27 protein-coding genes are annotated in these 26197 nt (G+C 43.1%); 2 read left to right on the top strand and 25 right to left on the bottom strand.

Annotation, left to right across the window (positions count from 1 at the left end):
* Nucleotides 1–327 precede the first annotated feature (327 nt).
* Genes nrdF through nrdH form a run of 4 tightly spaced genes read right to left on the bottom strand, consistent with a single transcriptional unit; the run spans nt 328 to nt 4100 of the window.
* The gene (gene nrdF / locus OO184_RS06240; RefSeq protein WP_265378422.1) at nt 328–1287 is read right to left on the bottom strand and encodes a class 1b ribonucleoside-diphosphate reductase subunit beta; all 960 of its coding nucleotides are present in this window, start codon (nt 1285–1287) and stop codon (nt 328–330) included.
* A 20-nt stretch (nt 1288–1307) separates the two neighbouring features.
* On the bottom strand, nt 1308–3437 hold the full coding sequence (gene nrdE, locus OO184_RS06235) for a class 1b ribonucleoside-diphosphate reductase subunit alpha (protein WP_265378421.1): 2130 nt from the start codon (nt 3435–3437) through the stop codon (nt 1308–1310).
* A gap of 2 nt (nt 3438–3439) precedes the next feature.
* A complete protein-coding gene (gene nrdI / locus OO184_RS06230) occupies nt 3440–3856 on the bottom strand; it encodes a class Ib ribonucleoside-diphosphate reductase assembly flavoprotein NrdI (RefSeq protein WP_265378437.1) in 417 nt (138 codons plus the stop codon).
* Between the two features lie 13 nt (nt 3857–3869).
* Nucleotides 3870–4100 (bottom strand): glutaredoxin-like protein NrdH, encoded by a 231-nt coding sequence (gene nrdH, locus OO184_RS06225; RefSeq protein ID WP_265378420.1) that lies wholly within the window; start codon nt 4098–4100, stop codon nt 3870–3872.
* A gap of 331 nt (nt 4101–4431) precedes the next feature.
* Between nrdH and OO184_RS06220 the strand changes: the two genes are divergently transcribed.
* Both OO184_RS06220 and cspE read left to right on the top strand, forming a co-directional pair.
* Complete coding sequence (locus OO184_RS06220; RefSeq protein ID WP_265378419.1) at nt 4432–4893, top strand: methylated-DNA--[protein]-cysteine S-methyltransferase; 462 nt, start codon at nt 4432–4434, stop codon at nt 4891–4893.
* 219 nt (nt 4894–5112) lie between these two features.
* The gene (gene cspE / locus OO184_RS06215) at nt 5113–5322 is read left to right on the top strand and encodes a transcription antiterminator/RNA stability regulator CspE (protein WP_021323071.1); all 210 of its coding nucleotides are present in this window, start codon (nt 5113–5115) and stop codon (nt 5320–5322) included.
* Between the two features lie 76 nt (nt 5323–5398).
* Here the strand turns inward: cspE and crcB are convergent, their stop codons facing one another.
* From crcB to corC, 21 genes are all read right to left on the bottom strand, one after another.
* On the bottom strand, nt 5399–5773 hold the full coding sequence (gene crcB, locus OO184_RS06210) for a fluoride efflux transporter CrcB (protein ID WP_265378436.1): 375 nt from the start codon (nt 5771–5773) through the stop codon (nt 5399–5401).
* Nucleotides 5774–5912: 139 nt separating this feature from the next.
* A complete protein-coding gene (gene lipA, locus OO184_RS06205; RefSeq protein WP_265378418.1) occupies nt 5913–6878 on the bottom strand; it encodes a lipoyl synthase in 966 nt (321 codons plus the stop codon).
* Nucleotides 6879–6988: 110 nt separating this feature from the next.
* Nucleotides 6989–7630, bottom strand: a complete 642-nt coding sequence (gene lipB, locus OO184_RS06200) for a lipoyl(octanoyl) transferase LipB (protein ID WP_049583639.1) — start codon at nt 7628–7630, stop codon at nt 6989–6991.
* A gap of 131 nt (nt 7631–7761) precedes the next feature.
* Entirely contained in the window at nt 7762–8025 is a 264-nt protein-coding gene (gene ybeD / locus OO184_RS06195; protein ID WP_011145617.1) for a DUF493 family protein YbeD, read from the bottom strand.
* Between the two features lie 157 nt (nt 8026–8182).
* Nucleotides 8183–9394, bottom strand: coding sequence for a D-alanyl-D-alanine carboxypeptidase DacA (gene dacA, locus OO184_RS06190; protein WP_265378417.1), 1212 nt, complete (start codon nt 9392–9394; stop codon nt 8183–8185).
* A gap of 161 nt (nt 9395–9555) precedes the next feature.
* Nucleotides 9556–10566, bottom strand: coding sequence for an endolytic peptidoglycan transglycosylase RlpA (rlpA, locus tag OO184_RS06185; protein WP_265378416.1), 1011 nt, complete (start codon nt 10564–10566; stop codon nt 9556–9558).
* A 13-nt stretch (nt 10567–10579) separates the two neighbouring features.
* Complete coding sequence (mrdB, locus tag OO184_RS06180) at nt 10580–11692, bottom strand: peptidoglycan glycosyltransferase MrdB (protein ID WP_049583638.1); 1113 nt, start codon at nt 11690–11692, stop codon at nt 10580–10582.
* 8 nt (nt 11693–11700) lie between these two features.
* Nucleotides 11701–13596: a peptidoglycan DD-transpeptidase MrdA gene (gene mrdA / locus OO184_RS06175; RefSeq protein WP_265378415.1), complete on the bottom strand. Its 1896-nt coding sequence runs from the start codon at nt 13594–13596 to the stop codon at nt 11701–11703.
* 39 nt (nt 13597–13635) lie between these two features.
* A complete protein-coding gene (rlmH, locus tag OO184_RS06170) occupies nt 13636–14106 on the bottom strand; it encodes a 23S rRNA (pseudouridine(1915)-N(3))-methyltransferase RlmH (RefSeq protein ID WP_265378414.1) in 471 nt (156 codons plus the stop codon).
* A gap of 2 nt (nt 14107–14108) precedes the next feature.
* On the bottom strand, nt 14109–14435 hold the full coding sequence (gene rsfS, locus OO184_RS06165; protein ID WP_265378413.1) for a ribosome silencing factor: 327 nt from the start codon (nt 14433–14435) through the stop codon (nt 14109–14111).
* A 98-nt stretch (nt 14436–14533) separates the two neighbouring features.
* Nucleotides 14534–15211, bottom strand: a complete 678-nt coding sequence (gene nadD, locus OO184_RS06160; RefSeq protein WP_265378412.1) for a nicotinate-nucleotide adenylyltransferase — start codon at nt 15209–15211, stop codon at nt 14534–14536.
* A complete protein-coding gene (holA, locus tag OO184_RS06155; protein ID WP_265378411.1) occupies nt 15195–16235 on the bottom strand; it encodes a DNA polymerase III subunit delta in 1041 nt (346 codons plus the stop codon). The genes nadD and holA overlap by 17 nt, the downstream gene beginning before the upstream one ends.
* A complete protein-coding gene (gene lptE, locus OO184_RS06150; RefSeq protein WP_132346589.1) occupies nt 16232–16780 on the bottom strand; it encodes an LPS assembly lipoprotein LptE in 549 nt (182 codons plus the stop codon). The genes holA and lptE overlap by 4 nt, the downstream gene beginning before the upstream one ends.
* Before the next feature lie 13 nt (nt 16781–16793).
* Nucleotides 16794–19376: a leucine--tRNA ligase gene (leuS, locus tag OO184_RS06145; protein ID WP_265378410.1), complete on the bottom strand. Its 2583-nt coding sequence runs from the start codon at nt 19374–19376 to the stop codon at nt 16794–16796.
* 162 nt (nt 19377–19538) lie between these two features.
* The gene (locus tag OO184_RS06140; protein ID WP_049583630.1) at nt 19539–20264 is read right to left on the bottom strand and encodes an amino acid ABC transporter ATP-binding protein; all 726 of its coding nucleotides are present in this window, start codon (nt 20262–20264) and stop codon (nt 19539–19541) included.
* Nucleotides 20264–20938 (bottom strand): glutamate/aspartate ABC transporter permease GltK, encoded by a 675-nt coding sequence (gene gltK, locus OO184_RS06135; protein WP_139656181.1) that lies wholly within the window; start codon nt 20936–20938, stop codon nt 20264–20266. Before gltK ends, OO184_RS06140 begins: the two co-directional genes overlap by 1 nt.
* On the bottom strand, nt 20939–21679 hold the full coding sequence (locus OO184_RS06130) for an amino acid ABC transporter permease (RefSeq protein ID WP_049583628.1): 741 nt from the start codon (nt 21677–21679) through the stop codon (nt 20939–20941).
* A 133-nt stretch (nt 21680–21812) separates the two neighbouring features.
* Nucleotides 21813–22706: an amino acid ABC transporter substrate-binding protein gene (locus OO184_RS06125; protein ID WP_265378409.1), complete on the bottom strand. Its 894-nt coding sequence runs from the start codon at nt 22704–22706 to the stop codon at nt 21813–21815.
* A 444-nt stretch (nt 22707–23150) separates the two neighbouring features.
* Nucleotides 23151–23612, bottom strand: a complete 462-nt coding sequence (locus OO184_RS06120) for a carboxymuconolactone decarboxylase family protein (protein ID WP_265378408.1) — start codon at nt 23610–23612, stop codon at nt 23151–23153.
* 117 nt (nt 23613–23729) lie between these two features.
* Complete coding sequence (gene lnt, locus OO184_RS06115; RefSeq protein ID WP_265378407.1) at nt 23730–25259, bottom strand: apolipoprotein N-acyltransferase; 1530 nt, start codon at nt 25257–25259, stop codon at nt 23730–23732.
* A 7-nt stretch (nt 25260–25266) separates the two neighbouring features.
* On the bottom strand, nt 25267–26148 hold the full coding sequence (corC, locus tag OO184_RS06110) for a CNNM family magnesium/cobalt transport protein CorC (protein WP_265378406.1): 882 nt from the start codon (nt 26146–26148) through the stop codon (nt 25267–25269).
* Nucleotides 26149–26197: the final 49 nt, after the last annotated feature.

Here is a 26197-nt window from a genome sequence, read left to right as displayed (position 1 = left end):
TTTCTCTATATTGCTGTTATTAATATATTTTTGTGTTTAGTTGGCAAATAAATTATTCACCATGTCGTAAATAGAATATGTTATTAGTTTATCATGTTTATTATATCTGATTAATATGAAATTTAATTTGAAATTAATTAGCTATGTTAATGTTTTTTGTCGTTTGACATGATATGAATGGCTGTTTCTGGCAAAAAATATCCATAGGAATGGCGATAATCATAAAAAAACACCATAAAAATATAAGGATTTTATGGCATTTTCTCGTTTGAAAAATAGGCTGAATAATATATGGCCTTTAAAATATTCTATATAGAATCATTATCTTTAAAAACTCCAATCTTCATCTTCGGTATTAACCGCTTTACCAATAACATATGATGAACCAGCACCAGAAAAGAAATCGTGGTTCTCATTGGCATTTGGTGATAATGCAGATAGGATTGCAGGGCTGACATTTGTCATTTCTGAGGGAAATAAAGTTTCATAGCCAAGATTCATTAACGCTTTATTGGCATTATAATGCAAGAATTTCTTAACATCTTCAGTCCAGCCAACAATATCATAAAGTTCTTCTGTATATTTAATTTCATTTTCGTATAGTTCTAATAATAATGAAAAAGTGAATTCTTTAATTTCTTTTTGCTCTAAAATTGAATATTTATTTAATGATTGTTGAAATTTATATCCAATATAATAACCGTGAATAGCTTCGTCTCGGATAATAAGTCGGATTAAATCCGCTGTATTTGTTAATATACCTCGACTTGACCAATACATAGGTAAATAGAAACCTGAATAGAATAAAAATGATTCTAGAAAAACACTGGCAACTTTTTTCTTTAAGGGATGATGATGACTATAATAATTTAGTATAATTTTGGCTTTATTCTGTAATGAAAAATTCTTTTCACTCCAGCAATAGGCATTGTCCACATCAGTTGTTAGGCATAATGTTGAAAAAATAGAACTGTAAGAACGTGCATGAACAGCTTCCATGAAACTAATGTTAGACATAACTGCTTCTTCGTGGGGTGTCAGGGCATCTTCCATTAACGCCGGAGCACCAACAGTGTTCTGAATTGTGTCCAGTAGTGTCAGTCCGGTAAATACCCGGATAGTCAGCTCTTTTTCTTCTGTCGTCAAGGTATTCCATGAAGGAATGTCATTGGATAATGGAATTTTTTCCGGTAACCAGAAATTGGTTGTCAGCCGATTCCAAACTTCTAGATCTTTGTCATCTTCAATTCGGTTCCAGTTAATTGCACATATAGGATTACTAATCATAATAAATTTCCAGAATCATTTTACAGTGAGCATGAAACACAATCTTGTACTTCCGTACCTTCCAGAGCAGTTTGTTTCAGACGGATGTAATAAAGCGTTTTAATTCCTTTACGCCAGGCATAAATTTGCGCTTTGTTAATATCACGGGTAGTGGCATTGTCTTTGAAGAAGAGTGTCAGTGATAATCCTTGGTCGACGTGTTGAGTGGCTGTAGCATAGGTATCAATAATCTTTTCCGGTCCTATTTCGTAAGCATCTTGGTAATATTCAAGATTATTATTGGTCATAAATGGTGCCGGATAATATACCCGCCCTGTTTTACCATCTTTACGGATCTCAATACGGGATACAATCGGGTGAATGCTTGAGGTTGAATGGTTGATATATGAAATAGAACCTGTAGGAGCAATAGCTTGGAGATTTTGATTGTAAATACCATGAGCCATAATTGAGGTTTTTAATTCAAGCCAGTCTTGTTGATTAGGGATGATTATTCCTGCTTGTTCAAACAATTGAGAGACTTTTTTTGTCTGAGGTTGCCAGGCTCTTTCTGTATATTTATTAAAAAACTCACCACTGGCATAACGAGAATCTTTAAAACCTTTAAAGTAACTATTGCGTTCAATGGCGATCTGATTGGAAGTACGCAGAGCATGATAAGTGACGGTGTAGAAATAGATATTGGTGAAATCTATTCCTTCTTCAGAACCGTAATGAATTTTTTCCTTTGCCAGGTAGCCGTGAAGATTCATTTGCCCCAAACCAATGGCATGAGAATCCTGATTTCCTTTTTCGATAGAAGGAACTGAACGGATATAGCTCATATCTGATACTGCGGTTAAAGCACGGACAGCGGTTTCAATAGAGAGGGCAAAATCTGGTGAATCCATTGTATGAGCAATATTCATTGATCCCAGATTACAACTAATGTCTTTCCCAATATGACGGTAACTTAAATCATCTTCATATTCGCTGGCACTGTTAACCTGTAAAATTTCGGAACATAAATTACTCATATTGATCCGGCCTTTAATTGGGTTAGCATTATTCACTGTGTCTTCATACATAATATAGGGATAACCAGATTCGAATTGGATCTCAGCTAACGTCATGAAAAATTCACGGGCATTGATTTTTGATTTCCGAATTTGTTGGTTATTCACCATTTCAGCATATTTTTCTGTCATGCTAATTTCGGACATTGGCACACCATAAACCCGTTGAATATCATAAGGTGAGAATAGATACATATCTTCATTATGCTTAGCCAGCTTAAAGGTGATATCAGGAATCACGACGCCAATAGAGAGTGTTTTTATACGGATTTTTTCGTCGGCATTTTCCCGTTTTGTATCTAGAAAACGAAGAATATCGGGGTGATGAGCATGGAGATAAACCGCTCCTGCACCTTGGCGTGCACCGAGTTGATTGGCGTATGAAAATGCATCTTCCAGCATTTTCATTACTGGGATAACGCCTGATGATTGATTTTCAATCATTTTTATCGGCGCACCTGTTTCTCGTAGGTTACTGAGTAAGCATGCGACACCACCGCCACGTTTTGAAAGCTGTAATGCTGAATTAACTGAACGTCCGATGGACTCCATATTGTCTTCAATGCGCAGCAGGAAACAGGAAACTAATTCTCCTCGCTGTTTCTTACCGCAATTAAGAAAGGTTGGCGTTGCTGGTTGAAAACGGCCATTGATCATCTCATCCACCAGACGACAAGCCAGCATCTGATCGCCTTGGGCTAGGGTCAGTGCTACCATGCATACACGATCTTCATAGCGTTCCAGATAACGCTTATTATCGAAGGTTTTCAGAGTATAGCTGGTGTAATATTTGAATGCGCCCAGAAAGGTTTGAAAGCGGAATTTTTTGCTATAGGCTTGCTGAAAGAGCTTTTTAATAAAAGCAAAATTGTATTGTTCCAGCACGTTTGTTTCGTAATATCCCTGTTGTTGGAGGAAATCCAGCTTCTCTTTTAGGCTGTGGAAAAATAGTGTGTTTGGTTTTACATGCTGGTTAAAATAGTAATGAATAGCCTGTTTGTCTTTATCAAATTGAATCTTTCCTTCGCTATCGTACAGATTGAGCAGAGCATTTAAAGCATGATAATCCTGTTGTGCATTAATTTGAAAAGTCATAATTACGTATTCTCTAATGAATCATATTGCCAGAATCTTTGAATACCTTGGCGTACCCGTTGTACATCTTCTTCAGTACCCAGCAGTTCAAAACGGTATAGAAGGGGGATACGACATTTCTCTGAGATTATCCGTCCAGCAATGCCGTAAGCTTCGCCAAAGTTTGTATTCCCGGCGGCGATGATTCCCCGGATTAATGCTCGGTTTTTGGCGATATTTAGAAACCGAATCACTTGTGGTGGAACCGCGCCTTTAGCATTGCCGCCACCATAACTGGGGGTCAGTAAAATGTAAGGAGAGGTTACATTTAATGGGCTACCTGATTGATTTATCGGAATACGAAGGGCTGGTATCTCTAGTTTCTGAACAAATCTATGGCTATTACAGGACGAACTGGAGAAATAGATCAGCGGATTTATGTTCATAATAAACCTACAAATTCTCGGTTAATGCGTTGATTTTATCAGGACGAAATCCTGACCAATGCTGTGTGCCGGCGACAACCACAGGAACTTGCTGGTAGCCCATAGCACGGATAGTCGCTAAAGCCTGCGGGTTTTCGGTCAAATCGACAATCTGGTAAGGAATGTTTCTTCGGCTTAGCGCCTGATAGGTTGCGCTGCATTGTACGCAGTCCGGTTTGCTATAAATGGTAATGCTCATTAACGACTCCTTTGTCAGTTTGTGGGCATGCAATGGCAAAATTTGGTTCATGAGTAATAATTTTACTAAAGGCCATAACTTGAACTATACTATATATAGTGAAATTTTATTTCAATCATACTATATATGGTGTTAATTTTACACCAAGTGACTATCATTAAAATTACAATGTTAGTTATTCTCTGTTTGTTGGTAGGTTTTTCGCCTTTAGACAAGTTTAAGTTTTCTAGTCGGTGGTAAGGGAGCAACTGAATTCATCATTGCAATTTGTCGAAAAGACGATTTACTCTAATCCCTATAATGATTGATATTTTTTTCAATGGAGGTGGTTATGTATCATCAGTATTTTGATACACCCAAAGGATTTCCTAAACCGTATATTCATATCACTGCGGATGATAAGGGGGTGACCAGTCTATATTTTGTTGATGAAAAAACAGCGCCTGAAGTAAAAAATGATATTACTAAGCAGTGCGTGAAAGAGTTACGGGGATATTTTTTGGGTAAGCGTACTGAGTTTTCTGTTCCACTTAACCCAGCAGGAACTGAATTCCAGCAGCGTGTATGGTTACAGCTATGTGAGATCCCATTTGGAGAAGTGTGGAGTTATAAGCAACTTTCATTAGCATTAGGTTCAGTTAATTATTGTCGCGCGGTAGGAATGGCTAATTCTCGGAATCCGATCTCATTAATTGTGCCTTGTCATCGTGTTATTGGACATGATGGTAAATTGGTGGGATATACCGGAGGCTTGAATATTAAAAGCTGGCTATTGGAACATGAAAAAACCTAGTCATTTGTTTATTGGGTAAATTGTGTGATAAAAAACCAGGGAGGGTTATAGATATTTATATATGTGTATTATTTAGTGGTAAAACTAAATTAAAGATAACATCTATCGTATTTTATTATGCTTTTCGTGATCTTGGTTGTAGACAATGAACCAACTTATTTGCTGTACTGTATGCGACACAGATTTTGTGTCTTAATTTTCACGTTGAAGGTAAGTTTGATGTCAAAAATTAAAGGTAACGTTAAGTGGTTCAATGAATCTAAAGGATTCGGGTTTATCACTCCAGAAGATGGTAGCAAAGACGTATTCGTGCATTTCTCTGCTATTCAGAGTAACGGATTTAAAACTTTGGCAGAAGGTCAAAAAGTAGAGTTTGAAATCACTGACGGCGCTAAAGGTCCATCTGCTGTAAACGTTGTCGCTATCTGATTTTAACTCCGTATTTCGAAAACCCGTTATTTCAACGGGTTTTTTTTGGCTTGTGTGATATGTAGATAATTTTAATCTAAAGTTTATGCATTAATACAAAAGCTAACGTGGTCATTAATAATGATCCAAAAAGATTAAGCAAAACTGTTCCCAGTGCCCATCCTAGTTTTCCGTCCTGTAATAAATAAACAATTTCAACAGAAAATGTGGAAAAGGTTGTTAACCCTCCGCAAAAACCGGTGGTTAACATCAATTTCCAAGCCGGATCGAGATGTGTAGATTTATTGAAGTAGGCCAATCCCAGTCCGATAATTAATGCACCGATACAGTTAACGGTAAGGGTGCCAATCGCGATATTAGCAGAAATATTATTAAGGCGAAGGCTGATAAACCAGCGTAATACGCTGCCTAAGCCACCTCCGATAAATACAACCAGAATAATATTAATCATAATATACCCGTCATCTTTCAAGCTGCCTCTTTGTTGGCTGCACTCGCTCACCCCGGTCACATAGTTTGCTATGCTCCCGGGGATTCGCTCCCTTGCCGTCGCGATGCAGCTTGAAATCCATAGGGTATAAGAAACTGGGTTATTTAACCTCTTCACCTTTGGCTTGCAAGTCAGCATGGTAAGAAGAACGGACAAATGGACCACAGGCGGCATGGGTGAACCCCATAGCTAACGCTTCTTCTTTCATTTCATCAAATTCCTGTGGGCTGACGTAGCGTTGTACCGGTAAATGATGACGACTAGGCTGTAGATATTGTCCCAGGGTCAGCATGGTAACACCGTGGCGGCGCAGATCACGCATAACGTCAATAATTTCTTCGTTGGTTTCACCGAGACCGACCATCAGACCCGATTTGGTTGGAATGTCAGGGTGGGCTTCTTTAAACTTCTCAAGTAGTTTTAGTGACCATTCATAGTTTGCGCCAGGGCGCACTTGACGGTAAACCCGAGGTACGTTTTCCAGGTTATGGTTAAAGACATCGGGCGGTGTCGCTGTCAGTATTTCAAGTGCACGATCCATACGTCCACGGAAGTCAGGCACTAAAGTTTCAATTTTGATGAATGGATTTTTGTCACGAATAGCAGAGATGCAATCAGCAAAGTGTTGAGCGCCGCCGTCACGTAGATCATCACGGTCAACGGAGGTGATGACAACGTAGCGCAGAGCCATATCTTTAATGGTTTGCGCCAGTTTTACCGGTTCGTTGGTGTCAGGCGCCATTGGGCGGCCGTGTGCAACATCACAGAAAGGGCAACGGCGGGTGCAAATTGCGCCAAGGATCATAAAGGTGGCTGTACCGTGATTGAAACATTCCGCCAGGTTAGGACAAGACGCTTCTTCACAAACGGAATGCAGACCATTTTTGCGCATGGCAGATTTGATGCCTTGAATGCGGCTGGAATCCGCAGGAAGTTTGATTTTCATCCACTCAGGTTTACGCAAGATTTCTGTACGTTCGGTCATCACTGTTTTGACAGGGATCAGCGCCATTTTGTCTGCGTCGCGGTACTTAATGCCGCGTTCCATCTGAATTGGTTTACTCATAATCGTGCTGGTTCCAGTGTTAAATTCATCAGGTTGAGATTTATCATTCGATCTACTGTATGATAAGCCATTAAAAAATTTTTGAAGAATGTTAAAAAATTATAGCATCTTTAATTGTTCAGTTTAAATCCTAACTGCTGGCAAAATTTCTCCACCAAAATAGGTTGTACTTGCTCAACAGTAATTCCAGGAACTAAATCACTGAGTTGAATCATTTTCATGCCAGCATAGCCACAAGGGTTAATACGCAAAAAAGGTTCTAAATCCATTGCGATATTGAAGGCTAACCCGTGGAAAGAACAACCTTTGCGTATCCGTAATCCAAGGGAACAAATTTTGGCTTCATTGACATAGACACCAGGAGCATCCGGGCGGGCATGGGCTTTCACACCAAAGTGAGCAAGAGTTTTAATGACAGTATCCTCTATCGCCGTAACCAGTTGCCGTACACCAATTTTGGCACGTTTAATGTCAATCATGACATACATAACCTGCTGACCAGGGCCATGATAAGTGACTTGTCCACCACGATCGGATTGAATAATCGGAATATCGCCAAGGGATAGCAAATGTTCGGCTTTACCTGCTTGTCCTTGAGTAAAGACTTTGGGATGTTGTACCAGCCAGATTTCATCAGATGTATTAGTATCTCGTTGCTCAGTAAACAAGTGCATTGCATCAGAAATCGGCTCGTAGGGTTGTATTCCTAATTGACGTAAGAAAATCGTTTTATGTTGCAATTGAAACTTCATTTGATAGCTATAAGATTTGGTCAGTATAACCCTCAGAAGAGGTTCTCACCAGTTTAGTACGTCCGAAACGGTGGTATTTCTGATAGATAAAGAATCCCCTGTGGAATTATAGGGGATTTTTTTGGATTCTATTACAACACGACTCGTACCAGTTCAAGGTTACCTAACTCTTCATACAGCGTTTCTACCTGTTCAATATGAGTCGCATTGATGGTAATCGATACTGAGTGGTAGTTGCCTTTGCTGCTCGGTTTCACTTGTGGAGAGTAATCGCCCGGCGCATGGCGTTGAACTACCTCAACGACCTGATTGACTAGCTCAGGCTCCGCCAAGCCCATCACTTTGTAAGTGAATGAACAAGGGAACTCAAGTAGTTCATTTAATTTCGTTTTCATGGGGCGCTCCTGTTTTTGCTTTCCGCGATATATACGGTCAGTTTCTTCTGTAAAATTTGATACTTTCCCCCGCTTTAAAACGCGGGGGCTTATTGCGATCGGGCGGTAGCCCGATTTGCTTTGGTGGGTTCTGTTTATCGATTAATTATCTCAAGAATCAGCCAAACCAATGATGAAATAGTAGCTTGATGTAATCGATAAAGCGGCTGAAGATACCGCCTTCTTTTACTTCATTCATGACGACTAAAGGCCGCTGTTCAATAGTTTTGCCATCAAGCTGAAAGTTGATAGTACCTACGACTTGATTTTTCGCTAGTGGTGCATGTAACTCACTATTATTCATGACATAGCTGGCTTTCAGATCTTTCAGACGACCACGGGGAATAGTCAGGTAAACATCTTTATTAACACCTAACTGAACTCTATCGTTATCGCCAAACCAGACTGGTTCAGAAGCGAACTCTTTGTTTGCTTGCAGAGGAGCAACAGTTTCAAAGAAACGGAAACCCCAGGTCAGTAATTTCTTACTTTCTGTTTCTCGGCCTTTATAAGTGTGGCCGCCTAATACCGCAGAGATCAGACGCATATCGCCTTCCGTTGCAGAAGCGACCAGGTTATAGCCCGCTGCGCTAGTGTGGCCGGTTTTGATACCATCGACGTTCAGGCTCTTATCCCACAATAAGCCGTTACGGTTTGTCTGGCGGATATTATTGTAGGTAAACTCTTTCTCTTTATAGATGGAGTACTCTTCAGGGACATCACGGATCAACGCTTGGCCAATCAGCGCCATATCACGGGCAGAGCTGTATTGGCCTTCTGCATCTAGGCCATGAACGGTTTTGAAATTCGTATTCTTTAATCCAAGAGATGTCACATAACCATTCATTAAATTAACGAAAGACTCTTGGCTACCAGCAACGTAATCTGCCATTGCAACACAGGCATCGTTACCGGATTGTAAGTTTATACCGCGGGATAACATAGAAACCGAGACCTGATCGCCTGGCTTGAGGAACATCAGGGAAGAGCCTTTAAATACTGGGTTACCTGTCGCCCATGCGTCAGTGCCAACGGTGACCATATCATTTGGATGGATTTTGCCTGATTTAATTGCTTGACCAATAACATAACTGGTCATCATTTTTGTCAGACTGGCAGGATCACGGTGTGCATCTGCATTCATTTCGGCCAGCACTTTGCCTGAATTGTAGTCGATAAGGATATAAGCTTCCGCATCGATCTGAGGCACGCCTGGGATCATCGTTTTCAGGTTGACATCATTTCCATCGGCAAACGCAGAAGCACTTATTGCCAGCGCAATACTCAAGGTAGCGCTTTTTATAAAACGAGAAGTGGTTGTATATTTCATGGTCGGTTGGACAGCATCCGTGAGAAAAGGTTGATATCGAGCCACATCATAGCAAATGAAAAAAATACTGACATTGCCAAATTTTGACAAGACTCAGGTTTACATTTTTTTACTCCTCTTACTGATATCTGAATCAAAGTGAGATATCAGTAAGAGAATGATTAAGGACTGACGATAAAAGAAGATTGCTGTATCTGGTCAGCCAGTTTTTGTTGTAAATCGGCAGCTTGCTGGCGATTGTTGAATGGCCCTAACTGTACACGATAAACGTTACTATATTGAGTTACGCGTCCTTGAACATTAAAGCGTTGCTCCAGCGTTTGTTGCCACTCTTTTGCTCGTTGCTCACTGCTAACCGCGCCAACCTGCACCATAAAACCGTTTGCTAAGGCGTCTGTTGGCGCTGTTACTGTCGAAGTACTGTTTGTAACAGGTGTAGGGGGTTGCAGTTTCATTGCGGGTAATTGCTCAGTAGTTTCCGGTTGTGCCATCCATGATTGAGTCTGTTTCACCGGCTGATTTGTTAAAGGCTGGCTGCCAGTTTGATCAGGGACGTTCTCCATTGTTGGTGTTCCTAGTGGGCTGGTTGTCAGCGTTGGTCTACCCGGTAGAGCGTAACTCTGTTTAACTATCTGGCTGCCAATGGTACCGGGACCAGATATAGAACCGTCTTGGGCCACCTCAATAAAATCAACCTTAACTTTGGTACTTTGAGTCAGGTTTAAGCGTTCAGCAGAAGCCTTCGAGAGATCGATAATTCGCCCTGGTTTATAAGGACCACGGTCATTGACTCTAACAATCATCATGCGGCCATTGCTCAAGTTGGTCACACGGACGTAACTTGGAATTGGCAGGGTAGGATGGGCGGCTGTCAGCGCATAAGGATTAAAACGCTCGCCAATTGCGGTCATTTTGCCGCTAGATTCTTCACTGTACCAACTCGCGTAACCTGTTTCACTGAACTGAGACGGATTTTGCACAATATGATAAGTATGTCCGTTCATCTGATAATCATTATTGGCGCTAGGGTGATAAGGCTCGTAGCGAGGCTCTGCTCCCAGAACATCCTGTGTTGGTACTGCTGGTAATGGGACGGGTTTTTGTTTGTCAGGAGTAGTACAGCCGGATAGCAGGGCTGCAATCATGCCAAGTATAAGCCAGTGTTGACGCATTGAAACCTCTTCTCTATAAACTTTTAGACAACAATTTTCGGTGTGTGTGAATCGACATGATAATGCCGAAACCAGCCATTAAGACGATTAATGCTGAGCCGCCATAACTGACAAATGGCAAAGGAACGCCTACTACAGGCAGGATACCACTCACCATGCCGATATTGACGAAGATATAAACAAACAAGATTAACACTAGACCGCCGACGATAACCCGGCCAAAAGTGTTTTGTGCCCTGGTTGCGATGACCAGTCCACGCATAATTAATAACATATATAATGCTAATAACAGTAATACGCCAATTAAACCAAGTTCTTCCGACAGTACGGCAAATATGAAATCTGTATGACGTTCTGGCAGGAATTCTAATTGAGATTGTGTTCCTAATAGCCAGCCTTTACCTGATAAGCCACCGGAGCCAATCGCGATTTTTGATTGAATAATATGGTAACCCTTACCTAGTGGATCGCTTTCTGGATCAAGTAGCATCATGACGCGATCGCGCTGATAACCATGCATCAGGAAAAACCACAAAATGGGGATGAAACAGGCTAACAATAGAGCTGCGATACCGATCAACCGCCAACTCATGCCTGAAAGGAACAGGACGAATAGGCCGGAAGCCGCGATCAGAATTGAAGTCCCCAGGTCTGGTTGAGCGGCGACCAGTAGAGTAGGCAGAAAAATGAGCATCAAAGCGATGGTGGTATTTTTCAGCGATGGGGGGCATAAATCGCGGTTCATAAAGCGTGCGATCATCAGTGGTACTGCGATCTTGGCAATCTCAGAAGGTTGGAAGCGGATGATGCCTAAATCCAGCCAGCGTTGCGCACCTTTACTTATTTGCCCGAAAGCATCGACAAAAATCAGTAAAATGACACAAACAATATAGAGATGGGGCGCCCAGCTTTCATAAACTCTTGGTGGAATTTGCGCCATGATGAGCATGACAACCAGTCCGGCGCCAATTTGACCAATTTTGCGCTCCATCATACCCATATCTTGACCGCTGGCGCTCCACATCACAAAAGCGCTGTATATCAGCAATGCCAAAATGCACAGTAGTAACGGTAGGTCGATATGTAATCTGGTCCAGAGAGGAACCCTTTTTTGGTTTTCTGTCATGGTGTTAATCAGTCACTTTCTGTTCCGGAAGGTGTAGGGACAGCATTTGGCAATGTTGTGTTGTTATCCCCTAATAGTACATGGTCGAGGATTTGGCGAACAAGAGTTCCCACTGTTGGACCTGCTCCACCATTCTCTAAAATAATGGAAAGGGCTACTGTCGGATTTTCATAAGGCGCGAAAGCAATCATCAGTTTGTGATCCCGTAAATGTTCAGCAATTTTACTGGCATTGTAGGTTTCATAACTGTAGACCTGTGCTGTTCCCGATTTGGCCGCTGCTTTGTAAGGTGCGCCGATAAAACTCTTGTGGCCGGTACCGTTTGGCAGGTTAGCAACACCGTACATACCGCTTTTTGCCAATTCCCAGTATCCTGAATGGATATCGCCAATCTGAATATTTTCTGTTTGTTGATAAGGGAGCATCTCACCTTTCAGCTTCTTACTTAGCAGCAAATGTGGCGTTTTTACATTACCATCGTTAATTAAGGTTATCAGCGCTTTCACCATTTGAATGGGAGTTGCTGTCCAATATCCTTGGCCGATGCCGACAGGAATGGTATCTCCTTGATACCAAGGTTTTTTATATTTTCTTTGTTTCCATTCACGAGTAGGCATGATACCAGTGCGTTCTTCGGCTAAGTCGATGCCAGTGTATTCACCATAGCCGAACTTGGTCATCCATTCAGATAGACGATCAATTCCCATATCATAGGCAACTTGATAGAAGAAAGTATCCGCCGATTCTACGATGGCTCTATGCGCATTGAGGCTACCGTGCCCCCAACGTTTCCAGTCACGGTAGCGTTTTTCTGAACCCGGTAATTGCCACCAACCTGGATCAAAAATGGTGGTATTTTTATTGATAACGCCTGTGCTTAGTGCCGCAACGGTAATAAAAGGTTTTACGGTCGAAGCTGGAGGATAGATCCCTTGAGTAGCACGATTAATTAGCGGCCTATCAGGGTTATTTAATAGTTCCTGATAGTTCTTATTGGAGATACCGTTTACGAATAAGTTTGGATCATAGCTTGGGTTAGATACCAGCGCCAGAATTTCCCCATTACGTGGATCACTGACAACGACCGCAGCACGGCTGGTTGTGAGGAGTTTCTCAATGTAGATCTGCAATTCAAGATCGATAGTGAGGTAAATATCTTGCCCGGCCTGTGGTGGTTGTTCATGTAATTGGCGTATCACCCGGCCTCGGTTATTCACTTCGACTTCTTCATAACCTGTTTTGCCATGTAAAACAGCTTCATAGTAGCGTTCAATGCCCAGTTTGCCGATGTCATGGGTAGCTGCGTAGTTAGGTAAAATACCTTCCTTATCTAGTCGTTCTACATCTTTATCATTAATTTTAGCAACATAGCCGATGATATGCGTCAGCGCTGAACCATAAGGATAGAAGCGGCGTTGATAGCCTTTTATTTCAAAACCAGGGAAACGATATTGGTTAACGGCAAAGCGTGCGACTTGAATATGATCAAGTGAAGTTTTCAATGGAATAGAGGTAAAGCGACGTGAGCGTTTACGCTCTTTTTCGAAGTTGGCAATGTCTTCGTCAGTCAGATCGATAACGTTACGTAAATCATTCAGCGTTTGCTCAAGGTTTTCTACCTTTTCAGGGATGATTTCCAACTGGTAGATGGTTCGATTAAGCGCCAATGGTGTGCCGTTTCGGTCATAGATGATACCGCGGCTTGGCGCAATTGGAACCAGTTTAATACGATTCTCGTTTGAACGAGTTTGGTAGTCTTCGTGGCGAGTGATTTGTAAATGGTAAAGATTGGCAATTAGGATACCAGTCAGTATCAGGATGATAATAAACGCCACCAATGCGCGGCGAGCAAATAGGGCTGATTCAGCCGTATAATCACGAAAAGGGGTACGTTTATTTTTCATCCCATTGCCAGAATTCGCTTTTATCCGTTAATAACCAAATTATTCCCGATGATAGGGATGATTGGTAGTAATGCTCCATGCCCGGTACAGGCTTTCCGCAACCAAAACCCGAACCAGAGGGTGAGGTAAAGTCAGCGGTGACAGTGACCAGCTTTGTTCTGCGGCAGTTTTGCATGCTGGAGCAAGGCCTTCTGGCCCGCCTATTAATAAACTGACATCTCTACCATCTCGTTTCCAATGTTCAAGCTGTTGCGCCAGTTGAGGTGTTTCCCAACGGGAACCCGGAATATCTAGGGTAACAATACGGTTGCCTTTGCCAATAGCGGCCAGCATCTGTTCGCCTTCTTTTTCCAGAATGCGCTTAATGTCCGCATTCTTGCCTCGTTTGCCAGCCGGAATTTCTACCAGCTCAAATGGCATGTCTTTGGGGAAACGGCGCAAATAATCTGTAAAGCCGGCCTGTATCCAGTCCGGCATTTTTGTACCTACAGCAATTAATTGCAGCTTCAAACTCAGCTCCAGAGCTTTTCAAGTTCATACATGCGGCGACTCTCTTCCTGCATGACATGTACGATAACTTCACCGAGGTCTACGACAATCCAGTCAGATATGCCTTGTCCTTCAACGCCAAGTGGGATCAGGCCGCTTGAACGACAGTCATCAACCAGATTATCTGCGACAGACATCAGGTGGCGGTTGGAGGTCCCGGTGCAGATAATCATGCAATCGGTAATACTGGATTTCCCTTGGACATCCAGGGAAACGATATCCTGTGCTTTGGAATTTTCAAGCTTATCAATAACAAACTGTTGGAGTTCTTTACCTTGCAAAAGGCTCATCCTTATTTTTTATCACAATTGATTAAATAGTGCGGAATAATAGCATGTCAGGTCACTTAAGGGTAAGCCAACTAAGCGACTAATCGAGGCAGATTTCGCTATTGGCGATATAACCCCTGTGAGTCTATATACTTTTGTACTGAAAGGGGGAGTAAATCGTCGCAACTTAACCCTTGCTGGTGGCGTTGACGGATATCTGTCGCTGAAATAGGCAGCAGAGGTGTATCTGCCAGATAGATATAACCGTTAGGTTGACTGCTAAGCTGGTTTGGATCGCAGACTCGATGTTCTGTAAGCCATTGTTGCATTTCAGTTGTGGAAAACTGGGTTTGATAACCGGGACGAGCACAAACCAGCAAGTGGCTGAGACTCAGCAGTTCTTGCCAACGATGCCAAGTGTGCAGTGATAACAAAGCATCTTGGCCGATTATAAATGCCAGTGGTTGCTTATTACCAAGTTCTTGACGGAATGACTCTAGCGTATCGATTGTGTAAGAGGGGGTAGTGCGCTCCAGTTCACGCTTATCGACGGTAAACAGAGGGTTGTCCTGTACTGCCAGTTGTACCATTTTAAGCCGCTGTTGTGCAGTGGCTTCTGGCTGTGGGCGGTGTGGGGGAACGTGATTTGGTAGTAAAATCACCTGTTTCAGGCCAGTTTGATATGCCAGAGTTTCAACTGGTTGCAAGTGCCCGTAATGGATGGGATCGAATGTTCCACCAAATAATGCTTGAATAACGGGTTGTTTCAGGCAAGTAGAGTTAGTGGTATGAGGCATTAAGAAAGCTCTCAGGTAAGGTTTTTCCACATAACAGCATGGAAAGCGTTTCTAAATCTGACCAAATGGACTGGCCGTAATCCTGTTTGATCTGGCGTTCCATCTGTACAAGTAAATGAATTGCTTGCTGCAAATCATGTTGAGTGAGACGTTGCAGTGCGCTTGTCAGTAATGGGCGACGGTTTTGCCATACTCGATGTTGATCTAACAGTATTTTCATCGGGGTTGTGGTACTTTGACGTTTCAGTGTGAGTAGTAGTAGCAGTTCACGCTGTACGGTGCGTAATAGAATAACAGCTTCGCAATCTTCCTGTTTTAACTGTTTCAGAATATGCCAGGCTCGTTTTGCTTTACCCGATAATAGCGAATCTACCCAGTGATAAGGTGTAAAGTGAGCTGCATCATTCACCGCATTTTCGACACGATGTAAGGTCAGTTTACCATCTGGGTATAGCAGCGAGAGTCGCTCAAGTGCCTGAGCCAACGCGAGTAAATTTCCTTCATAACAGTAACACAGTAGTTGATTGGCCTGTTCTTCCAGCGTCAATTTCATGGCTTTGGCTCGTTGTGCAACCCATTGCGGCAGACGGTTCTGTTCGGGTGTCTGACAACTGACATAAACGCCGTTTTTTCCTAACTCTTTGAACCAGTTACTGTTCTCTTGAGCCTTGGTCAATTTCAGACCACGCAGTATTAGCAGTATATCTGGGTGAAGAAGCCCTGCCAGTTTTACCAATTGTTCAGCCATTGCTGCGTTAGGGCCGTTTTCCGGCAGGAACAAAGTGAGTGTTTGGCGGCTAGCAAACAGACTTAATGACTGACAAACACTGAATATCTCATCCCATTCGGTATGATTATCTAGTGTATAGGTAAAATGTTCAGTGAAAGCGTGCTTTTCAGCAGCCCTGCGGATATGATCCTGGCTTTCCTGTAGTAGTAGGGGTTCATTACCCCATATCAGATAACAGTTTCGCAGCCCTTCATTGAGCTGCGAAATCAGTTGTTCGGGATAGAGTTTGATCATTGTGCTTGCGCAGCTTGCTGTTCTGCCTGTTTTTCTCTGGCTTTCTGCTTTTCTGCGCTATGAACGGTCAATAGCTGGCGAACTAACTGGCGAGCAGCTTGTTCACGCATTTCCTGATTGATAATCTCGTTTTCAGCATCTTTCGCTAGGGCTTCTAACGGGTTGTCGAAAAAAGAGCGATCAATCCTGGATCGTAGCGGATATACGCTACCGTCTGGCATAATGACCTGCGCATCGACATACAGTGTCAATTGGCGTTCAGCAGCTTTACCATCTTGGAAAACAGAGACAGTATCTTTATTTTCAGAAGAGCCGATTAACTTCAAAATCGGAATATCAGCGCTACCATCCTCAAGGATAGTGACGTTATTCAGACGAAGCTGTTGACGAACAGAACGGGCCAGTGGCCCATATGGGTCACCGCTTGTTAATTGCAGCTTTTTGAGTTCCGGGGGCACCTGAGTGGTGCCGCGCAGATGAAAACCGCAGCCAGCGGTGACCAGCACCGCTAACCCCAGCAACAACGTTAATATACGATGTCGCACATTGCCTCCTTTATCAGCCGACGACCAGATTCAGCAGTTTGCCTGGTACATAAATGACTTTGCGAACAGTGACGCCTTCAAGGTATTTCGCCACACCATACTCTTTTGCTGCCATATCATGAACATATTCTTTAGTCGCATCGGCTGGCACAGTAACACGACCACGCACTTTACCGTTAACTTGGATGACGACTAACTTAGTATCGTCAACCATTGCCTGTTCATCAGCTTGTGGCCAATCAGCCGTATCAATGTCACCCTTACCGCCCAGAGCTTGCCACATAGTAAAACAAGCATGAGGAGTTATTGGCGACAGCATACGGACAACCGCCAACAGCGCTTCTTGCATCAGAGCACGATCCTGCTCAGTTTCTTGTGGTACGCGGGTCAGTTTATTCATCAATTCCATTACGGCAGCGATAGCAGTATTGAATGCTTGGCGGCGACCAACATCATCTGTGACTTTAGCGATGGTTTTATGTAGATCACGGAATAGATCTTTTTGTTCTACTGTCAGGTTTGCGACGTCCAGTGGTTGGGTTGCACCTTTGCTGCTGTGTTCATAAACCAAGCGCCACACACGTTTCAGGAAGCGGTTTGCCCCTTCAACACTGGATTCTTGCCATTCTAGCGTCAGTTCTGGCGGCGCAGCGAACATCATGAACAGGCGAACGGTATCAGCACCATATTTTTCTACCATCAATTGTGGGTCAATACCGTTATTTTTGGATTTAGACATTTTGCTCATGCCGGTATAAACCAGCTCATGACCTTCTTTATCCGTCGCTTTAACGATACGGCCTTTATCATCGCGCTCAACGATAGTATCAGATGGGGAAACCCAGATTTTTTCACCATTTTTGCCGATGTAATAAAAAGCATCGGCTAGAACCATGCCCTGACATAACAGGCGTTTAGCGGGTTCATTGGAGTTGACCAGGCCCGCATCACGCATCAGTTTGTGGAAGAAACGGAAATACATCAGATGCATGATGGCATGTTCGATACCACCGATGTATTGGTCAACTGGCAACCAATAGTTAGCCGCTGCTGGATCGAGCAGACCTTTGTCATAATCTGGACAAGTATAGCGAGCGTAGTACCAGGAAGATTCCATAAAGGTATCGAAGGTATCTGTTTCACGCAGTGCTGGTTGGCCGTTGATAGTGGTTTTCGCCCACTCAGGATCAGCTTTAATTGGGCTGGTGATGCCATCCATTTTGACATCCTCCGGCAGAATAACAGGCAGTTGATCTGCTGGAACAGGAACAACTGTGCCATCTTCCAGTGTTGCCATTGGAATAGGGGCGCCCCAGTAACGTTGACGGGAAACCCCCCAGTCACGCAGACGATAATTGACTTTACGTTTACCTACGCCCATTTCCACCAGTTTATCTGCAATGGCATTAAAACCAGCTTCGTGATTCAGGCCGCTAAATTCACCGGAATTAAACAGAACATTCTTATCCGTTACCGGGGCTTCATGAACATTTGGTTCATTACCTTCACTGTCCAGAATAACGGCTTTCATTGGCAGGTTATATTTTGTCGCAAATTCCCAATCGCGTTGATCGTGGCCGGGAACTGCCATGACAGCACCGGTGCCGTATTCCATCAGAACGAAGTTTGCAACCCAGATTGCCACTTTCTCTTGAGTCAATGGATGAATAGCAAATATACCGGTTGCCATGCCTTTCTTTTCCATTGTTGCCATATCTGCTTCTGCAACTTTGGTATTACGGCACTCATCAATGAAAGCAACCAGTTCAGGGTTATTTTCTGCTGCTTGTTTTGCCAGAGGATGGCCTGCGGCAACCGCAACATAAGTGGCGCCGAGGAACGTATCAGGACGAGTAGTATAAACGGTCAGCTTCTCCTGACTATCAACCACATCAAAAGTGATTTCTACTCCCTCGGAACGGCCAATCCAGTTGCGTTGCATGGTTTTGACCTGTTCAGGCCACTCTTCCAGAGTATCCAGATCGTTTAGCAACTCTTCGGCATAATCAGTGATCTTGATAAACCATTGCGGAATTTCTTTACGTTCAACTTTAGTGTCACAACGCCAACAACAGCCATCGACCACTTGTTCATTAGCCAGAACGGTCAGATCGTGAGGGCACCAGTTAACTGCGGAGGTTTTTTTATAAACCAAGCCTTTTTCATACAATTTGGTGAAGAACCACTGTTCCCAACGGTAATATTCTGGGGTACAGGTTGTGACTTCACGATCCCAATCGTAACCGAAGCCCAGTGTTTTCAATTGGCCTTTCATATATTCGATGTTGGCATAGGTCCACGGAGCAGGCGCGGTATTGTTTTTGACCGCAGCCCCTTCCGCAGGCAGACCAAACGCATCCCAACCGATAGGTTGCAGGACGTTTTTACCAAGCATACGTTGATAGCGGGAGATAACATCGCCGATAGTGTAGTTGCGTACATGGCCCATGTGTAGTCGACCAGAAGGGTAAGGTAGCATGGACAGGCAGTAATATTTTTCTTTGCTGTTATCTTCTGTCACTTTAAAAGTTTGCTTCTCTTGCCAGTGAAGCTGAACTTGCGGCTCTATATCTTCTGGACGGTATTGTTCTTGCATGGCACCGATAATCCTATGGTGAGTAAAAAGCTACGCTTGTAGCAATCATTTAGTTGGTAAAATATGAGATCGGCATAGCATATCTGATTTGATATATAAGAAACAGTGGTTCTGAGGGAAAATCCGGTGGCGACGGGTGTCACCACCGGTGATGAAATGAGGCTAATGAAGAATTTTAGCTAGAAATTCTTTGGCGCGATCTGATTTTGGATTCGCAAAGAAATCTTCTTTCTTGCTATCTTCAACAATTTTGCCTTCGTCCATAAAGATAACTCGGTTGGCTACTTTACGGGCGAAGCCCATTTCGTGAGTAACAACCATCATGGTCATCCCTTCGTCTGCCAGTTTAACCATGACATCAAGCACTTCATTGATCATTTCAGGGTCGAGTGCGGAAGTGGGTTCATCAAATAGCATGGCAATTGGGTCCATACAAAGGGCTCGGGCGATTGCTACACGTTGTTGCTGACCACCGGAAAGTTGAGACGGGAATTTATTCGCTTGACTGGCAAGCCCAACGCGTTCAAGTAATTTTAATCCTTTTTCTTCTGCCGCTTTTTTATCACGATTAAGCACTTTAATCTGCGCTAGAGTTAAATTCTCAATGATGGATAGATGGGGGAACAGTTCAAAATGCTGGAACACCATGCCGACTTTTGAACGTAGTTGCGCCAGATTGGTGTTTTTGTCATTAACTTTAATGTCATTAACCAGAATTTCACCCTGTTGGATGGATTCCAGACCATTAACCGTTTTTATCAGGGTGGATTTGCCTGAGCCAGATGGGCCACAGACTACAACGACTTCACCTTTTTTAACTTCAGTTGAGCAGTCGGAGAGAACCTGAAATTGGCCATACCACTTGGATACATTTTTCAGGGAGATCATCAAACAGTCCTTTTCTTCAAATAGTTAACCAGCATAGATGCGGCAATACTAATAATAAAATAAACCAAACCAGCAAATAGGATCATTTCGACCTGAGTGCCATCACGCTCACCGATATTTGCCGCAGTACGGAAAAAGTCCGCCAGACTGAGCACATACACCAATGAGGTGTCTTGAAACAGTACGATCCCCTGTGTCAGTAACAGCGGAGTCATCGCACGGAATGCTTGAGGCAGAATAACCAGTCTCATACTTTGCATTGGCGTCATACCCAATGCCAGTGCTGCCGAAGATTGCCCACGGGAGATACTCTGAATTCCCGCCCGGATAATTTCTGAATAGTAAGCTGCTTCGAAAAAGGCGAATGCAACCATAGCTGAAATTAAACGAATATCTGTTTTCGGAGAAATCCCCAGAACATTCTGCACCAGACTAGGCACAATCAGGTAGAACCATAACAGTACCATAACCAGTGGCACAGAACGGAATAGATTGACATATAAAGTGGCAAACCAGCTCAGTACTTTTACCGAAGAGAGCCGCATAACGGCCAGTACAGTTCCCCAGAGAATACCGACAACAACAGCAATAATCGTGATTTTTGCTGTAATGACTAAGCCTTGTAGCAGAAATGGGATACTGGGGACAATCGAACTCCAGTCAAACTCGTACATTTATTGACCTCCAATATTACCCGGTAAACGTACTTTTTTCTCAAGCAAGTGCATGGCAAGCATAATCACCAGATTGATTGCGATATAGGCCAGTGTAATGGCCGTAAATGTTTCATAAGCATGTGCCGAGTAATCAAGTAGCTTACCTGCCTGTGCTGCCATATCTACCAAGCCAATAGTGGAGGCGATGGCGGAGTTTTTTACCAGATTCATCATTTCTGACGTCATGGGTGGAATGATCACTCGATAGGCATTGGGTAATAGGACATAGCGATAGGTTTGTGGCAAGGTTAGCCCCATTGCCAGCCCTGCCGATTTCTGGCCGCGCGGTAGTGATTGTATGGCGGCACGAACCTGCTCGCACACGCGTGCAGCGGTGAAAAGACCTAAGCAGACCGTGGATGAGAGAAAAAATTGGATATTAGGGTCCAGTTCAGTTTTAAACCACTGACTGGTTTTTTCTGGCAGTAATTCAGGTACAACCAGATACCAGATAAAAAATTGAACTATCAGCGGTATGTTACGAAAGAGCTCAACATAACAGGTACCTATCCCGGATAATATTTTATTGGGAACAGTGCGTAAAATGCCGAACAGCGAGCCGACAATAAAAGCGATAATCCAGGCGCAGATAGACAAGGCAATCGTCACCTGAAATCCAGCTATCAACCAGCCTAGATAAGTTGTATTGCCGAAGGGGGCAGCTTGCAAAAAGATGCCCCAATTCCAATCGATTGACATAATAATACTCCCTGTGAGGGGGTAGCTTGATCCCCTGAAAACGACTGATTGGCTGAGAAAAAAAAGCGAGGTAGGGAACGACCACCTCGCACCCTGTGATGCCAATCAAATAGTCATTTTTTTAATTATATTTCTAGTCAAGCGCCTTATCATTTGGCGATTTAAATAGTGCTTTCATTTCATCAGACAAAGAGAAGTTCAGGTTTAGATTCTTAGGCGGAATCGGGTGTTTGAACCAGTGCTCAAATGATTTCTCCGCCTCTCCAGAGGTCTGCGCCTGAACGATGGTTTCATCGATCAGTTTCTTGAATTGAAGATCGTCTTTGCGTGAGATACAACCATAGGCTTCTCTAGACTGAGGCGTGCCAACAATTTCCCACTGATCAGGTTTTTTCGCTTTGGCGCGTTCACCTGCTAGCAGAGCATCGTCCACCATAAAGGCGATGGCACGGCCAGATTCCAGAGTACGGAATGAGTCACCATGATCTTTTGCACTGATGATGCGCATTTTCATGTTTTTTTCATCGTTGAGTTTATTCAGCAATATTTCAGAAGTGGTACCTGCTGAGACAACGACATTTTTACCTGCTAAATCAGGGAAATCTTTTATACCGGAACTTTTTTTAGTCAGCAAACGTGTATTAACAATAAAGATAGAGTTTGAGAAAGTGACTTGTTTTTGGCGTTCAAGGTTGTTGGTAGTGGAACCGCATTCGAAATCATAAGTCCCATTTTGCAACAGTGGGATACGATTTTGAGAAGTCACGGGTATCAATTTTACTTGCAGATTTGGCATGTCCAGTTTCTTCTTCACTGCTTCAACAATCAGATTAGAGTAATCCTGAGAGTAGCCGACGACTTTTTGATGATTATCGTAGTAAGCAAAAGGTACGGAAGATTCACGGTGCCCCACAATGATCACGCCATCATCTTTAATCTTTTTCAGTGTTCCCGTTAATTCTTCGGCCTGAACAGCCCCCGCCATGCCAAGTAACATCATGGTTAATACTAGGTTACGCATACGCATATACAACTCCTTTAATGTGGCTATCGTTTGCGATGTTGTGTTTGCAAAAGTCTCTCTGTGATTTGTTTTTAATCGAGGATCATTTGCTGTTATATGTATATATAGTGTTAAAAAATAGTACAAAAGGGTTAGGTAATGAAAATGAATTGTTTCTATTTCGGGAGCTGTCTCGCACTATAAATGAACAATGTTGTTTATCTTGCACAACAAAGGTGCGTGATTATCATTTTTTTAGTGCGTTTTCCCATTTTTGGTTAGTGAAACAGCTATTTTCCTTTTCATTCATAGATATAGCAGCAATTAGCATGCCAAAATAATAAAGGAGGGTAAAATTTAGTACCCATTAAGTTGTTTAAGTAAGTTATTTGCATAACATAAGAGTGATATCAGTTATTGAGGATTAGCAAGGTTAATTATCGTTAGTAATTAACCTTGCTGAATTTCTTAGGTTAGGTCAGTGGTAGAATTTGGCAGAGTATATTTCATACCAATTGCCAGACGATTCCATAGGTTAATAAGCCCGATTAACAGTGTTAAATCGACAATCTCTTTTTCATCAAATTCTGCTAATAACGGGGTGTAATATTCATCTTCTGCCCCAGTTTCGGCAATTCGAGATAAAACTTCTGTCCAGCCTAACGCCGCACGTTCCCGTGATGTAAAAATAGTTGCTTCTTTCCAGGCACTCAGGAGGTAGAGTTTTTGTTCGCTATTTCCGGCTTTGCGGGCAGCTTTGGCATGCATATTAAGGCAAAAGGCACAGCCATTGATTTGGGAAACTCTGACTTTGACGAGTTCGATGAGTGCTTTACCGAGGGTGGATTGGTAAGTTAATTCATCGACTTTTACGACAGCGTTATAAAGCTCTGGTGAAATTTCCGATGGTTGCAGACGTTTTGCTTGCATAACTTGTTACTCCTTTGTTTTTCTATCAATGGGATGGAAAATGGATTAAAAGTTAATCTGTTTCTGCGTAGTGCAAGGGAGCCGTTTCGCTCCCTTTTGACTATATAGATATCTGGTTCAAGATTTACGGCGGTTATATGTTAAGGCAAACAGGGCAAATAATACGGTAATTATCCATACCGGCCAGTTACCCCAGCGAGCATAGGGTGTTATCCCGGTTGCGGGGGTCACTTTAGCTGCCAAAACATTACGGGTAAATTGAGGGAGTGCTGCTTGCACTTCTCCGTCCGGGCTGATAACGGCTGTAATACCGTTATTGGTACTACGTAATAATGGGCGTCCTAATTCGAGGGAACGCATGCGTGCCATTTGGAAATGTTGCCAGGGGCCAATTGAACCACCAAACCAAGCATCATTGGAAACAGTGAGTAAGAATTCAGTATCCGGTTTGAAATTCGCACGAACCTGTTCACCCAGTATAATTTCATAACAAATAGCGGTGGTCAGGTTATATCCTGCAACAGAAAGCTGTGGTTGAATGTAGTTGCCACGGCTGAATGAAGACATAGGTAAGTTGAAGAATGGCGCCAGAGGACGGAGTAGAGATTCCAGCGGAACAAATTCACCAAATGGTACCAGATGATATTTATCGTAGCGAATAGCTGCCGGATATTGATAAGGTTTTTTATCGCCAAGGACAATCACACTGTTATAGATCTTATCACTGTCGCCAACGGCTCTTTCATCGACAATACCGGTAATAAGGCTGGTATGTTGATTACGTAACAGCTCATCCAATTTTGTTAGAAAGTGGCGTTGATAATTTTCCAATGAAGGAATGGCGGACTCAGGCCAGATGATTATCGGTATTTTGCCGATGTATGGCAGGCTGTTGCCCATGTAGATGTCCATAGTTTTGCTAAGCATGTTAGGGTCCCATTTCAGGGATTGTGGAATATTTCCCTGAACTAGCGCGACATCAACTGTTTTTTCAGGCAGTAGGTTGTACCACTGATAATGGCGTATTGACCACGGTAATAGCAGAATGGCGACAGCAATAATACCCGCGACTATTTTCCGATGTATGACAGCCAAAACGAATAACCCGCTAAGAGCCATTAACAGGAAAGTGATGGCCTCAACACCCAAAATTGGCGCAACGGCTTTCATTGGACCGTCTAATTGGCTATAGCCGAATTGTAGCCAAGGAAAACCGGTCAGAATCCAGCCGCGCAGGAATTCGGTGAGTTGCCATAATGCAGGTGCTGCTACAGCCAGCCTCACCCCGTTCGTTTTTGCGAAGAAACGATTGAGTAAGCCAGCGAATAAAGCAGGATAGAACGAGAGATAGGCGGCAAGCAATATGACCAGCAGAATATTGACCGCAGTTGGCATGCCGCCGAAATTGGCAATGCTGACATACACCCAGTTTGTACCACTGCCAAACAGACCGAATCCCCAACAAAAAGCAATAAATGCCGCTTGTCGGGGTGTTCTGTTCAAAGTCAGAAGTTGTAGTCCAAACAGGGAGATAATAGCGGCAGGCCAGAAGTCAAAAGGCGAAAAAGCCAGTGTTCCACTGGCTCCAAAAAATAGTGCCAGTAGGGCGCGCAGCCGCTGGCAATTTAATAATGAAGCTTTGTTCATTCAGATTTTATTCTTCTTCGAGGTTAGGTATTGGCGCATCATCCGGTATCGTAACATAAACCTGAATAATTCTTCGGCTATCGGCCATAGCCACTTTAAAGAGATAACCATTGATATCAACGGATTCCCCTCTGGCGGGCAAATGACCAAATGCCTGCATAACCAGACCGCCAATAGTATCCACTTCTTCATCGCTGAATTGGGTGCTAAAGGCTTCATTAAAGTCTTCAATCTGAGTTAGCGCTCGTACCATATAGGTATGACGGCTCAAGGTACGAATATCGACATCTTCTTCTTCATCATATTCGTCTTCAATTTCACCGACGATCAGTTCAAGAATATCTTCGATAGTGACTAGGCCCGATACCCCACCAAACTCATCAATGACAATTGCCATGTGATAACGTTGAGAACGGAATTCTTTCAGCATGCGGTCAACCCGTTTACTTTCAGGTACAACGACAGCCTGACGCAGAACTTTATCTATGCTGAATGGTGGGGCATCGGTACGCATAAATGGCAATAGGTCTTTTGCCATTAACATCCCTTCAATATGATCTTTGTCTTCACTGATCACAGGGAAACGAGAGTGAGCCGAATCGATAATTACATCCAGACATTCGTCCAGAGTTTGATTACGTTTTAAGGTAACGATTTGGGAACGGGGGATCATGATATCCCGGACACGCTGATCGGAAATATCCATTACCCCTTCGAGCATATCGCGGGTATCAGGGTCAATCAGATCGTTTTGTTCAGAGTCACGGATCAATTCCACCAGCTCGTCACGGCTTTTTGGCTCACCGTGAAAAAGCTGGTTAAGAAGAAGAGTGAAAAACCCTTTCTTAGGGCCAGGGTTGTCGTTACTTGAAGGATGGTCGTCGCTCATGGCGTTTTAATGAAAATTTCCCACTAAATTAAGTTATTGTTGGTATTTT

It is taken from the genome of Photorhabdus aballayi, assembly GCF_026153155.1.
GTDB lineage: Bacteria > Pseudomonadota > Gammaproteobacteria > Enterobacterales > Enterobacteriaceae > Photorhabdus > Photorhabdus luminescens.
This window is presented reverse-complemented; position numbering and strand designations above follow the sequence as displayed.

Bases quoted from the DNA above. Each gene is read 5' to 3' on its own strand.
- nrdF (WP_265378422.1), bottom strand. From the start codon at position 1,287: ATGATTAGTAATCCTATATGTGCAATTAACTGGAACCGAATTGAAGAT.
- nrdE (WP_265378421.1), bottom strand. From the start codon at position 3,437: ATGACTTTTCAAATTAATGCACAACAGGATTATCATGCTTTAAATGCT.
- nrdH (WP_265378420.1), bottom strand. From the start codon at position 4,100: ATGAGCATTACCATTTATAGCAAACCGGACTGCGTACAATGCAGCGCA.
- OO184_RS06220 (WP_265378419.1), top strand. From the start codon at position 4,432: ATGTATCATCAGTATTTTGATACACCCAAAGGATTTCCTAAACCGTAT.
- cspE (WP_021323071.1), top strand. From the start codon at position 5,113: ATGTCAAAAATTAAAGGTAACGTTAAGTGGTTCAATGAATCTAAAGGA.
- crcB (WP_265378436.1), bottom strand. From the start codon at position 5,773: ATGATTAATATTATTCTGGTTGTATTTATCGGAGGTGGCTTAGGCAGC.
- lipA (WP_265378418.1), bottom strand. From the start codon at position 6,878: ATGAGTAAACCAATTCAGATGGAACGCGGCATTAAGTACCGCGACGCA.
- lipB (WP_049583639.1), bottom strand. From the start codon at position 7,630: ATGAAGTTTCAATTGCAACATAAAACGATTTTCTTACGTCAATTAGGA.
- ybeD (WP_011145617.1), bottom strand. From the start codon at position 8,025: ATGAAAACGAAATTAAATGAACTACTTGAGTTCCCTTGTTCATTCACT.
- dacA (WP_265378417.1), bottom strand. From the start codon at position 9,394: ATGAAATATACAACCACTTCTCGTTTTATAAAAAGCGCTACCTTGAGT.
- rlpA (WP_265378416.1), bottom strand. From the start codon at position 10,566: ATGCGTCAACACTGGCTTATACTTGGCATGATTGCAGCCCTGCTATCC.
- mrdB (WP_049583638.1), bottom strand. From the start codon at position 11,692: ATGACAGAAAACCAAAAAAGGGTTCCTCTCTGGACCAGATTACATATC.
- mrdA (WP_265378415.1), bottom strand. From the start codon at position 13,596: ATGAAAAATAAACGTACCCCTTTTCGTGATTATACGGCTGAATCAGCC.
- rsfS (WP_265378413.1), bottom strand. From the start codon at position 14,435: ATGAGCCTTTTGCAAGGTAAAGAACTCCAACAGTTTGTTATTGATAAG.
- nadD (WP_265378412.1), bottom strand. From the start codon at position 15,211: ATGCCTCATACCACTAACTCTACTTGCCTGAAACAACCCGTTATTCAA.
- holA (WP_265378411.1), bottom strand. From the start codon at position 16,235: ATGATCAAACTCTATCCCGAACAACTGATTTCGCAGCTCAATGAAGGG.
- leuS (WP_265378410.1), bottom strand. From the start codon at position 19,376: ATGCAAGAACAATACCGTCCAGAAGATATAGAGCCGCAAGTTCAGCTT.
- OO184_RS06140 (WP_049583630.1), bottom strand. From the start codon at position 20,264: ATGATCTCCCTGAAAAATGTATCCAAGTGGTATGGCCAATTTCAGGTT.
- gltK (WP_139656181.1), bottom strand. From the start codon at position 20,938: ATGTACGAGTTTGACTGGAGTTCGATTGTCCCCAGTATCCCATTTCTG.
- OO184_RS06130 (WP_049583628.1), bottom strand. From the start codon at position 21,679: ATGTCAATCGATTGGAATTGGGGCATCTTTTTGCAAGCTGCCCCCTTC.
- OO184_RS06125 (WP_265378409.1), bottom strand. From the start codon at position 22,706: ATGCGTATGCGTAACCTAGTATTAACCATGATGTTACTTGGCATGGCG.
- OO184_RS06120 (WP_265378408.1), bottom strand. From the start codon at position 23,612: ATGCAAGCAAAACGTCTGCAACCATCGGAAATTTCACCAGAGCTTTAT.
- lnt (WP_265378407.1), bottom strand. From the start codon at position 25,259: ATGAACAAAGCTTCATTATTAAATTGCCAGCGGCTGCGCGCCCTACTG.
- corC (WP_265378406.1), bottom strand. From the start codon at position 26,148: ATGAGCGACGACCATCCTTCAAGTAACGACAACCCTGGCCCTAAGAAA.